This is a genomic window from Enterobacter cloacae complex sp. P1B (genome assembly GCF_014982345.1).
Classification (GTDB): domain Bacteria; phylum Pseudomonadota; class Gammaproteobacteria; order Enterobacterales; family Enterobacteriaceae; genus Enterobacter; species Enterobacter bugandensis.
Map to the genome: position 1 here is coordinate 161366 of NZ_JADCLF010000017.1, position 11641 is coordinate 173006.

Sequence of the window (11641 nt, forward strand, 5' to 3'; positions counted from 1 at the left end):
ATTACGTTACGAATAAATTTATCAGGAAATAAAAAATGAAATTTATGAAGCCTAAATATCTGGCGCTTTTTGTTGCAGCCGCAACAAGCTCAGTATTTGCAGCGGCGCCGGGTACACCGTCAATTACATCAGGCAATGATAAGTTTGCGCTGGTAGAGGTGGATCAGGCGGCACAGGACTACAACAACCTCATCAAAGTGCATAAAGATGGCGTTGACGTGAAGGTGGAGTGGAACGTCTGGAGCGGCGATGCCCCAACGTCTGCAAAAGTTTTGCTGGACGGCAAGACCGTCTGGACCGGTGCGGGTAGTGCCGCAGGCTCTGCAACCTTTAAAGTGAAGAAAGGCGGACGCTATCAGGAGCAGGTTGAGCTGTGTAACGACAGCGGCTGCACCAAGAGCGCCAGCAAGCTGATCATCGTGGCGGATACCGACGGTAGCCACCTGCTTCCTCTGAACACCCCGCTGCTGGAAAACAACAAAGCGTTCGCGCAGCACACCGATAAAGTGGTTGGCGCTTACTTCCCTGAGTGGGGCGTGTACGACCGTAACTTCTCGGCAGACAAAATTCCTGTCGCGAACATTAACCACCTGCTGTACGGCTTCATTCCAATCTGTGGCGGCGACGGCATTAACGACAGCGCCAAATCCTCCGGCGCGCTGGAGTCTCTGAAACGCGCCTGTCAGGGCCGCCAGGACTACACCGTGGCGATCCACGACCCGTGGGCTGCGCTGCAAAAACCTCAGCAGGGCGTAAGCAACTGGGACGACCCGTACAAAGGCAACTACGGCCAGCTGATGGCGATGAAAAAAGCCCATCCTGATCTGAAAATCCTGCCATCCGTAGGCGGCTGGACTCTGTCTGACCCGTTCTATCAGATGGATAACAAAGTGCTGCGCGACCGCTTCGTTGCGTCCGTTAAAGACTTCCTGACCACCTGGAAAGTGTTCGACGGTGTGGATATCGACTGGGAATTCCCGGGAGGCGGCGGTGAGAACGCCAAGCTGGGTAACCCGCAGACCGACAAAGCAACTTACACCGCGCTGATGCATGACCTGCGTCAGATGCTGAACGAGCTGTCTGCGGAAACTGGCCGTACCTACGAGCTGACCACGGCAATCGGTGCAGGTAAAGATAAGATCGAAGACGTGGACTACAACACCGCGCAGCAGTACATCGACCATATCTTCCTGATGAGCTACGACTTCTACGGTGCGTGGAGTAATACCGATTTGGGTCACCAGACCGCGCTGTACGGTGCGTCCTGGAAACCAGATACCAACTACACCACCGATAACGCAGTGAAAGAGATGCTGGCGCAGGGCGTTCAGCCTGGCAAGATCGTCGTCGGTGCGGGCATGTATGGCCGCGGCTGGACCGGCGTTCACGGTTACACGGGTGACAATCCATTCACCGGTACCGCGACGGGTCCAATCAAAGGGACATGGGAAAACGGTATTGTTGACTACCGTCAGATTGTAAACCAGATGCTGGGCAAACCAGGCTGGGAATACAAATACGACGAAGCAGCAGAAGCGCCGTACGTGTTCAACAAATCCACCGGTGAGCTGGTGACATACGATAACGCCCGTTCCGTCAATGCGAAAGGCAAATACGTCCTGAACAAAAACCTGGGTGGTTTGTTCGCATGGTCTATCGAATCCGATAACGGCGATATCCTGAATGCCATGAACGAAAGCCTGCTGGGCGGCAGCTCTACGCCTGTTGAGCCGGTTGTAACCAACCATGCGCCGGTCGCTTCTGCAACCGACATGACGGTAACGGGCCCGGCGACTGTCACGCTCGACGGCTCAGCCTCCAGCGACCAGGACGGCGATGCGCTGACCTATAAATGGACGCAGGTTTCCGGCGCCACCGTGACCCTCGCGAACAGCACCAAAGCGAAAGCCAGCTTCAGCGTACCGGCCGTGACCAGCGATCAGAACCTGGTGTTCCGCCTGACCGTGACCGACGCGAAAGGGTTGAGCAACGCTATCGACGTACAGGTAGTGAACAAAGCGCCTAAGGCCAACCAGGCTCCGGTGATCAATGCCATGGAATCCGTTACCGTTGAATCCGGTGAAGCGATTTCTCTGCATGCACAAGCCTCCGATCCTGATGGCGATGCGCTGACCTACAGCTGGAGCGTACCGGCTGATATGAACGCAACGGGTACCGATACTGCTAACGTTCGCATCACTGCGCCAGAGGTGAACAATACCTCTTCTTACACGCTGAGCGTTGTTGTGACGGATGGTAAAACCAGCGTGCAGTCTAACGTGCAGGTGACTGTGAATCCAAAACCGGCTGACGTAACGCCACCGGCTGATGAGGTGACTCCTCCGGCTGACGATGTGACCCCACCAGCTGACGATGTGACCCCTCCGGCTGATGATGTGACTCCGCCATCTGACGAAGGTTCTGCAACCGGCAGCTGCGACGCGCCTGTCGATGCTAACGCCAGCAAATATGCTGCGTGGGATGCCAGCAAAATCTACAACAATGGCGATACCGTAAGCTTCGACCATCTGGTGTGGAAAGCGAAGTACTGGACGCAGGGCAACCAGCCTGGCTTCGGTGTGGATGCATGGGAACTGGTGAGCAACGTGAAGATGAACTGGCGTTCTGACCTGGTTTACAACGGCGGCGATACCACCACTTACCAGGGCAGCGTTTACCGTGCCAAATGGTGGACCCGTGGTGATAACCCGGCTAACAGCGATGTATGGGTAAAAGAAGGCGCAGCAACAGACTGCAAATAATCTAGCCCAATAAATGCTCCCCCCTTATTGGGGGGAGCAATTCAAACTTCATTTTACAGGATGTTGGCCAGGAGAAATAACCGAAAATGTCAGCAGGTAAAAATGAAAAAGTTCATCTTGTTATTATTGATAATAAGCCACGGCGCACTGGCAAACTGTTGGAATAACGCCGCGCACTATTATCATGTCGATCCTTATTTGCTGTACGCCATCGCTAACGTTGAATCGGGGATGAACCCGTATGCGGTAGGGCAAAATCATGATGGCACACGCGATGTCGGATTAATGCAAATAAACAGCTCACACTTTACGGAGCTTGAGAGAAAAGGCATTGATGAGTATCGGTTGATGGCCGAACCCTGTACCTCAATTATGGTGGGAGCGTCGATTCTCTCAAACATGATTAAGGTCTACGGTTATAACTGGGAAGCAGTAGGGGCTTATAACGCCGGATTAAAAAGAGAGAACTATCCGCAGCGTATGATGTATGCCCACAAAGTCTGGAAAAAATATCAGGAATTGAAATTAGCAGCGAGTTATTAACGTTTTTTATTTTTGAAGAATTCCTTTTGGTGTTCTTCGAAAAGTGAAAACAGCTGTCTGTGGTTTATTTATTAATGGATTAATACATAAACCGGGATTCTTTTTTTAATCTTAACGAAACAGGAATATTGAAATGAACAAAAGGACGTTACTGAGTGTACTTGTTGCTGGTGCTTGCGTTGCACCTTTTATGGCGCAGGCTGCCTCTTTGCAGGCGACCACCGGCGAGCCGTACACCATGAAAGCCAGCGATCTGGCGAAGAAAGAGCAGGAGCTCACTAACTTCCCGCTGATGACCTCCGTTAAAGAGACGATTCAGACCCTTGATAACGCGCAGGTCGAAATGATTGAGCCAGGCCGTGCGGCGAACCCGGACAACGTTAAGCGCGTGGAAGGGATCGTGAAGGCCAGCGACTGGGATTATCTCTTCCCGCTGCGCGCTCAGGCCTATACCTACAGCAACTTCCTGAAAGCCGTAGGTAAATTCCCGGCGCTGTGTAAGACCTATAACGACGGTCGCGACAGCGATGCGATCTGCCGCAAAGAGCTGGCCACCATGTTTGCCCACTTTGCCCAGGAAACCGGCGGCCACGAAAGTTGGCGTCCGGAAGCCGAGTGGCGTCAGGCGCTGGTCCACGTGCGTGAAATGGGCTGGAGCGAAGGGCAGAAGGGCGGCTATAACGGCGAATGTGACCCGAAAGTATGGCAGGGCCAGACCTGGCCGTGCGGTAAGGATAAAGACGGCGACTTCCTGAGCTACTTCGGTCGCGGCGCGAAGCAGCTGTCCTACAACTACAACTACGGTCCGTTCTCCGAAGCAATGTACGGCGACGTGCGTACCCTGCTGGATAAACCTGAGCTGGTGGCGGATACCTGGCTGAACCTGGCGAGCGCGATCTTCTTCTTCGCCTACCCGCAGCCGCCAAAACCAAGCATGCTGCAGGTTATCGACGGCACGTGGCAGCCGAACGATCATGATAAAGCCAACGGTCTGGTCCCTGGCTTCGGTGTGACCACCCAGATCATCAACGGCGGCGTAGAGTGCGGCGGCCCGACTGAAATTGCTCAGTCTCAGAACCGTATCAAGTACTACAAAGAGTTCGCGAACTACCTGAAAGTGCCTGTTCCGGCCAATGAAGTGCTGGGCTGCGCCAACATGAAGCAGTTCGACGAATACGGTGCCGGCGCCCTGAAGATCTACTGGGAGCAGGACTGGGGATGGAGCGCGGATACGCCAGACGGTAAGACCTACTCGTGCCAGCTGGTGGGCTACCAGACGCCGTTCAGTGCGTTCAAAGACGGCGACTATACCAAGTGCGTGCAGAAGTTCTATAACGTCAATATCGTGAACGATGACGGCTCTGCCGTAACGCCGGACGAAACCCCGGTAACGCCAGCGCCAACGCCAACGCCTTCAGAAGATGAAACGCCGGCACCAGCTCCAGCGCCAACGCCGGATGAAACCCCGGCTGAACCTGTTGCGGTGAACCACGCGCCGGTTGCGCAGATTGCGGGTCCAATCGGTGCCGTTGAAGCGGGCGCACAGGTTTCTCTGAGCGCGGAAGGCTCTACCGACGCGGACGGCAACAAGCTGACCTACACCTGGCATTCTCAGGATGGCCAGACTGTGACCGGCGAAGATAAAGCGGTGGTGACCTTCAAGGCGCCTGAGTCCGCAACGGCGCAGCAGATTGAAATCAGCCTGACCGTCAGCGATGGCGAGCTGAGCAATACCACCACTTACCTGCTGAACGTGAAAGCGAAAGCGGCAACGCCATCAGGTGACGAAGGTGCTTACCAGGCGTGGAGCGCGAACAGCAAGTACAACGCAGGTGATATCGTGAACAACCACGGTAAACTGTTCCAGTGCAAACCGTTCCCGTACAGCGGCTGGTGTAACAACTCCCCGGCATACTATGAACCAGGCGCAGGTCTGGCATGGGCTGATGCCTGGACGGCTCTGTAAAAGCAAACGGCAACCGAAAGGTTGCCGTTTTAGTATCTGCACTTTCCCCTCACCCCGGAGGGGCGAGGAGATGTAGGCCCGGTAAGGCGAAGCCGCCACCGGGCAAAAAGGCTAGCGGTGCAACTTCCCGTGATCCCGTAACCACGCCGCCGTGCGCACAATGCCTTCATCCAGCGTCACAATCGGCTTATACCCCAGCTCAGTCTCCGCGCGCGTGATATCCAGCGTAAAATCAAAATTAAGCTTCGATACGCCGTAGTGCGTCAGCGCGGGCTCTTTGGCGGATTTACTGCCAAAACGCTCCATGCTGCGGGCGATCATGTCCAGCATCGGGTAGGGCACGGAACGGATACGGCAGTCGATCTGCAGTTCATCAATCAGCCGCTGCACAATGCTGCGCAGCGTGCAGGGCTCGCCGTTGGTGATGTTATAGGCGCGACCGGAGATAAGCTTATCGCAGTCCGGCTGGCTTGACAGCCACATGGCGTGGACGGCATTTTCGTAATAGGTCATGTCCACCAGCGCATCGCCGCCGCGCGGCAGCAGCACGCTGCCGTAGTGGTGCATCATCTGCGCCAGACGCGGAATAAACACTTTGTCGTGCGGTCCGAAGAGGCTCTGCGGGCGCAGGACGGTAAAACGGGTATGCGGGTTTGACTGCGCCAGCAGGTCGATTACCTCTTCGCTGGCCGCCTTGCTGCGGGCAAACTCGCAGGCAAAGCGAGCAGGGCGGAAATCTTCCTGCACGTCGCGATGGTGGTGATAATCAAAATAGAGCGACGGGGAGGAGATATGGATAAAGTTACGCACGCCCCAGGCGACGGCCCATTCGCCCAGACGACGCGTGGCGCGCACGTTGGCGAGATCGAAGGCTTCCTGGGTTCCCCACGGGGAGGTAAAACTGGAGCAGTGCCACAGCGTGTCGATACCGGCGAGCATCACCTTCGCCTGCGAGGAGACCAGCTCCGTCAGGTCGGCATGGACGAACTCCGCGCCCATTTTTTGCAGCAGTTTCCCCATCGCTTCGTTGCGACCGGTGGCCCTGACGCTGATGCCCTTGTTGCGCAGAAATTCGACCGCATTTCGGCCTAAGCCGCTGGTCGCCCCGGTAACCAGTACCTTCATATCAATCCACTGTGTTGAAAAGAATTTCGTGCGCATTCTTTCGTGAATTACGATGTGTTGCAATGGGAAAGGTGAAAGAAAGAGGGTTTTATTAACTTATTTTCGTCTTTTGTTCTGCCAGTTGCGCAATGCGTTTTGCCATTCCCCGGAAGATAAACAGATGGGCGGGGATCATAAACAGCCAGTAGAACAGACCCGGCATCCCGTGTGGGTGCCACCAGGCGCGAACGTCCAGTTCCCGATGGTCGCCTTTGTCCTTGAGCGTAAAGCAGAGCCGCCCCAGCCCCGGCGCTTTCATGCCGAACAGTAGCGCCAGCTGTTTTTCCGGCTCGACGACGATCACCTTCCAGCTGTCGACCGCATCGCCTGGCTTAAGATACGGATGCGCCGGGCGGCCTTTCGCCAGCCGGTGACCGACCAGCAGATCCATCGCACCGCGCGTCTGCCAGAGGATATTGCCGAAGAAATAGCGCTCTTTGCCGCCGATCTGGTTCACCACCTCCCACAGCGCGTGAAGGCTGGCAGAGGTTTTTACCGTGCAGCCCGCCTGCTTCGGGTAATAGCCGTACTCGGGGCGCCAGCGGGCAAAGGCCTGCGCGTCGTAGCCCCAGTCGCTGGAGTTCACCAGCTTCTCTTCTTCTTTCAGCGTATGGCGCACCGCGTCGTCAAAGCGGATCAACGCCTGGGGGATCAATGCGCGCAGCGCGCGATCGTCCGCCAGCAGATCGTGCTTTAGCCCCTGGATCAGTGCTTTGGCAGTCGTTGGGGGAACCGAGGTGATCACATTCAAAAACCACACTGAAATCCAGCGGGTCGGGAAGGGGATGGGGATCAGCCAGCGGCGGCGTCCGCTGACGCGCATGAAATGTTCGAACTGCTCCTGATAGCTCAGCACTTCCGGGCCTGCCGCCTCCAGCACGCGGTGTTGCTCTGCCGGGTGATCCAGCAGGGCCACCAGATAGTGGAGCAAATTCTCCAGCGCAATCGGCGTGGTGCGCGAGCGCACCCAGCGCGGCGGGGTCAGCACCGGCAGGTTGTAGACCATATCGCGCATTACTTCGAAGGCGGCGGAACCCGCGCCGACGATGATCCCGGCGCGCAGTTCGGTGACGGGAATATTCGCCCCGCGCAGCGTGTCTGCCGTCAGCTGGCGGGCGCGCAGGTGGTCGGACTGCTCGTGTTCGGGTGCCTGGAGCGAGCTTAAAAAAATCACCTGCTTCACCGGCGTTTGCAGCAGGGCATCGCGGACGTTCATCGCCACCTGACGCTCGTGGGCGATAAAATCCCCGCCTTCGCCCATGCTGTGGACCAGGTAGTAAAGCGTGTCGACCCCTTCCAGCAGCGCGGGGAGTTCCTTCGGCCAGTTGAGATCGACGTTGTGACAGGTCACGCCAGGCAAACCAAGCTTTTGCAGGCGCTCGGTATTGCGTGCCGCTGCCCGCACCTGATGCCCCTGCTGGCTTAATGCAGTGGTGAGGTGCTGACCGATATATCCGCTGGCGCCAAGCACCAGAATACGTTGCGGCACGTGATGCTCCTTAACGCTGTAAAAACGCCTGCCAGTGTTTCACCACGTCCGCCAGCTGTTCGCGGCTCACGTCGAGATGCATCACCAGGCGCACGACCGGGGAGGCATTGATCAGCACGCCACGCGCTTTCATAAACTCACCCAGCGCAGCGGCGTGCTCGTCGCCCACGCGCACAAAAAGCATGTTGGTGTCGTGACGCATCACGTCCGCGCCGATCTCGCGCAGCTGCGTTGCCATCCACGCGGCGTTGTCATGATCGTCCTTGAGGCGCGCCACATTATTTTTTAACGCGTACAGTCCCGCAGCCGCCAGAATGCCCGCCTGACGCATGCCGCCGCCGGTCATTTTACGCCAGCGGTTGGCGCGCTTGATGTAATCTGTGCTGCCAACCAGCAGCGAACCCACCGGCGTGCCCAGCCCTTTCGAGAGGCAAATGGTGAACGAGTCGCAATATTGCGTTATCTCTTTCAGCTCGCAGCCGTACTCCACGACGGCGTTGAAAATGCGTGCGCCGTCGACGTGCAGGCCGAGCCTGCGCTCGCGAGTGAATTCCCACGCCGCTTTCAGGTACTCGCGCGGCAGAACCTTGCCGTTGTGGGTGTTTTCGAGGCTGAGCAGCCGGGTGCGGGCGAAGTGAATATCGTCAGCTTTGATTTTTGCCGCGACTTTATCCAGCGGCAGGGTGCCGTCCGGCGCGGCGTCAATCGGCTGCGGCTGGATGCTACCGAGCACCGCCGCGCCGCCAGCTTCGTACAGGTAGTTATGCGCACCCTGGCCGACGATATACTCTTCGCCGCGCTCGCAGTGGCTGAGCAGCGCCACCAGGTTAGCCTGCGTGCCGGTCGGCAGGAACAGCGCGGCCTCCTTGCCGCTCAGCTCTGCCGCATAGCGCTGCAGTTCGTTGACCGTCGGGTCATCGCCGTAGACGTCGTCCCCGACCGGGGCGGCCATCATCTCTTCGAGCATGGCGCGGCTCGGGCGGGTAACGGTATCACTACGCAAATCAATCATTTCACATCCCTTTATTTTAAGAGGTCATGCGAAACGTTTTACCTGAGCCAGTTGGTTTTTGCCAGTTCGATCACTTCGTCACCGCGCCCGCTGATGATGGCTCGCAGCATGTAGAGGCTAAAACCTTTGGCCTGTTCCAGCTTGATCTGCGGCGGGATCGCCAGCTCTTCTTTGGCGACGACGACGTCAACCAGTACCGGACCGTCGATGGAGAAGGCGCGCTGCAGGGCTTCATCCACCTCTGAGGCTTTCTCCACGCGGATGCCGGTGATGCCGCACGCTTCGGCGATGCGGGCAAAGTTGGTGTCGTGCAGCTCGGTGCCATCCGTGAGATAGCCTCCTGCCTTCATCTCCATCGCCACGAAGCCCAGCACGCTATTGTTAAAGACCACGATTTTCAGCGGAAGCTTCATCTGCACCACCGACAGGAAATCCCCCATCAGCATACTGAACCCGCCGTCGCCGCACATCGCCACGACCTGACGCTCCGGTGCCGTCGCTTTTGCCCCCAGCGCCTGCGGCATGGCGTTGGCCATTGAGCCGTGGTTGAACGAGCCGAGCAGGCGACGTTTGCCGTTCATCTTCAGGTAGCGTGCCGCCCAGACGGTGGGCGTGCCGACGTCGCAGGTAAAAATAGCGTCGTCGTCCGCAAAATGGCTGATCTGCTGCGCCAGATACTGCGGATGAATGGCTTTGTCGCTCGGTTTGGCGAGATCGTCCAGCCCCTTGCGCGCGTCGCGATAATCGCTCAACGCTTTATCAAGGAATTTGCGGTCGGTTTTCTCTTCCAGCAGCGGCAGCAGGGCGGCAAGGGTGGATTTAATATCGCCGATAAGCGCCATATCGACCTTGCTGTGCGCGCCGATGCTGGCCGGGTTGATATCAATCTGAATGATTTTGGCATCCGTCGGGTAGAACGCGCGGTACGGGAACTGGGTGCCGAGCAGGATCAGCGTGTCGGCGTTCATCATGGTGTGGAAGCCGGAAGAAAAACCGATCAGCCCGGTCATGCCCACATCGTACGGGTTATCGTATTCGACGTGCTCTTTGCCGCGCAGGGCGTGGACGATGGGCGCTTTAAGCTTACCGGCAAATTCCAGCAGCTCTTTATGCGCGCCCGCGCAGCCGCTGCCGCACATCAGGGCGATATTGCTGGAGTAGCGCAGCAGCTGCGCCAGCTTTTTCAGCTCCTCTTCGGCTGGCGTTACCACCGGCTGCGGGGCGTGATACCAGTGGGTGCTGGCCCCTTCGGGCGCAGCCTTGAGCGCCACATCTCCCGGGATAACGACCACGGAAACGCCACGGTTTAGTACGGCTTTGCGCATGGCGATCGCCAGCACCTGCGGGATCTGCTCCGGGGATGAAACCAGCTCGCAGTAGTGGCTGCATTCACGGAACAGCTCCTGCGGATGCGTCTCCTGAAAATAGCCGCTGCCGATTTCGGAAGAGGGGATATGGGCGGCAATCGCCAGCACCGGCACGTGGTTGCGGTGACAGTCGAACAGGCCGTTGATCAGATGCAGGTTGCCAGGCCCGCACGAGCCTGCACACACGGCCAGTTCTCCTGTGAGCTGCGCTTCGGCACCGGCCGCGAAGGCAGCGACCTCCTCATGACGGGTCGGCATCCATTCGATAGTTTTCATCTTGTTCAGGCTGTCGCTGAGCCCGTTCAGGGAATCGCCGGTCACGCCCCAGATACGTTTTACGCCAGCCTGTTCGAGCGTTTTCGCTATATATGCAGCCACGGTTTGTTTCATGGTTGTCCGTCTCCTTTTTGTGATATCGCTTACAAGCTTAGAAGAAAGTCACTGTATTGCCCGTCAAATCCCCCCATTTAAAAGGTGCTTTTCACGCGCCACGCTTCGGCATAATCTGGTGATGCCTCAGTGAAAACAGGAATCATTTCAAATGGTTAAATCATTGTTAATTGCTGTTAATGAAAAGCTATCGTGCGACGATCTCGGCAAACTCTTGTTACGACTTGCCGTCGGTGGGCTGATGCTTTTTCACGGTTTGCATAAGCTGTTTGGCGGCGTGGGCTTTATCAGCGGCATGCTTGTGGAGAAAGGGCTGCCGGGATTTATTGCCTACGGCGTGTTGATTGGCGAAGTGGTGGCACCGATCCTGATTATTGTCGGGCTCTTTACGCGCCCGGCCGCGCTGGTGCTGGCGTTTACGATGATCGTGGCATGGCTGATGGTGGGAATGGGTGAAACGTTCGCGCTCGATAAGGTTGGGGCATGGGCGATTGAAAGCCTGGTGTACTTCTTTGTTGGCTCGCTGGCGGTGGCGTGTTTAGGGGCAGGGCGGTTTGCGTTAGGGAAAGCGCCTGCGTGGCAATAAAGCTGGGTACTGAAAATATAAGGGTCTCTGGACCCTTTTTCATTGGTGGTTTTTAAGTCTTTGATTTTATTAAGCGGAATTATTTGTGATGAAAAAAGGGTTTAAGGGGTATTTTTTAGGGGAATTCTTTATCTGACAAGGTGATAGGTGTAGATTGTTCCAGTTTACTGCCGTACAGGCAGCTTAGAAAAATTCCAGCCCCGCCGAAGTCCTGGCGGCTACGTTTACTGCCGTACAGGCAGCTTAGAAAATGCCGTCCCAACCCCCGCCACCGGGCGGGAAGTTTACTGCCGTACAGGCAGCTTAGAAATCATTACGCAAAGCGCAAAAAGCCTTTCGCATGTTTACTGCCGTACAGGCAG

Annotated in this window: 8 protein-coding genes; 4 read left to right on the plus strand and 4 right to left on the minus strand. The window is 56.8% G+C overall.

Annotated features, from left to right (window positions below; genetic code table 11):
* Positions 1–35: 35 nt before the first annotated feature.
* From INF77_RS21445 to INF77_RS21455, 3 genes are all read left to right on the plus strand, one after another.
* The gene (locus tag INF77_RS21445) at positions 36–2762 is read left to right on the plus strand and encodes a glycosyl hydrolase family 18 protein (RefSeq protein ID WP_048959678.1); all 2727 of its coding nucleotides are present in this window, start codon (positions 36–38) and stop codon (positions 2760–2762) included.
* A gap of 102 nt (positions 2763–2864) precedes the next feature.
* A complete protein-coding gene (gene iagB / locus INF77_RS21450; RefSeq protein ID WP_048999354.1) occupies positions 2865–3305 on the plus strand; it encodes a type III secretion system invasion protein IagB in 441 nt (146 codons plus the stop codon).
* A gap of 133 nt (positions 3306–3438) precedes the next feature.
* Positions 3439–5271 carry a chitinase gene (locus INF77_RS21455; RefSeq protein WP_150143180.1) on the plus strand — a complete coding sequence of 611 codons (1833 nt, stop codon included), beginning with the start codon at positions 3439–3441 and terminating at the stop codon, positions 5269–5271.
* Between the two features lie 111 nt (positions 5272–5382).
* On the opposite strand, the gene INF77_RS21460 is transcribed toward INF77_RS21455, so the two are convergent.
* From INF77_RS21460 to poxB, 4 genes are all read right to left on the minus strand, one after another.
* Positions 5383–6396 carry an NAD(P)-dependent oxidoreductase gene (locus INF77_RS21460; RefSeq protein WP_193531986.1) on the minus strand — a complete coding sequence of 338 codons (1014 nt, stop codon included), beginning with the start codon at positions 6394–6396 and terminating at the stop codon, positions 5383–5385.
* Between the two features lie 91 nt (positions 6397–6487).
* On the minus strand, positions 6488–7924 hold the full coding sequence (locus INF77_RS21465; protein ID WP_045261794.1) for an SDR family oxidoreductase: 1437 nt from the start codon (positions 7922–7924) through the stop codon (positions 6488–6490).
* A gap of 10 nt (positions 7925–7934) precedes the next feature.
* On the minus strand, positions 7935–8936 hold the full coding sequence (gene ltaE, locus INF77_RS21470) for a low-specificity L-threonine aldolase (RefSeq protein ID WP_193531985.1): 1002 nt from the start codon (positions 8934–8936) through the stop codon (positions 7935–7937).
* Positions 8937–8974: 38 nt separating this feature from the next.
* Positions 8975–10693 carry a ubiquinone-dependent pyruvate dehydrogenase gene (gene poxB / locus INF77_RS21475; protein ID WP_028012539.1) on the minus strand — a complete coding sequence of 573 codons (1719 nt, stop codon included), beginning with the start codon at positions 10691–10693 and terminating at the stop codon, positions 8975–8977.
* Between the two features lie 151 nt (positions 10694–10844).
* Here poxB and INF77_RS21480 point away from each other — a divergent pair, with 151 nt between their 5' ends.
* Positions 10845–11279 carry a DoxX family protein gene (locus INF77_RS21480; protein ID WP_063449197.1) on the plus strand — a complete coding sequence of 145 codons (435 nt, stop codon included), beginning with the start codon at positions 10845–10847 and terminating at the stop codon, positions 11277–11279.
* The last annotated feature ends 362 nt before the right edge of the window (positions 11280–11641 follow it).

Coding starts and splice junctions, on each gene's coding strand:
- INF77_RS21480 (WP_063449197.1), top strand. CDS start 10,845: ATGGTTAAATCATTGTTAATTGCTGTTAATGAAAAGCTATCGTGCGAC.
- ltaE (WP_193531985.1), bottom strand. CDS start 8,936: ATGATTGATTTGCGTAGTGATACCGTTACCCGCCCGAGCCGCGCCATG.
- INF77_RS21445 (WP_048959678.1), top strand. CDS start 36: ATGAAATTTATGAAGCCTAAATATCTGGCGCTTTTTGTTGCAGCCGCA.
- iagB (WP_048999354.1), top strand. CDS start 2,865: ATGAAAAAGTTCATCTTGTTATTATTGATAATAAGCCACGGCGCACTG.
- INF77_RS21455 (WP_150143180.1), top strand. CDS start 3,439: ATGAACAAAAGGACGTTACTGAGTGTACTTGTTGCTGGTGCTTGCGTT.
- INF77_RS21460 (WP_193531986.1), bottom strand. CDS start 6,396: ATGAAGGTACTGGTTACCGGGGCGACCAGCGGCTTAGGCCGAAATGCG.
- poxB (WP_028012539.1), bottom strand. CDS start 10,693: ATGAAACAAACCGTGGCTGCATATATAGCGAAAACGCTCGAACAGGCT.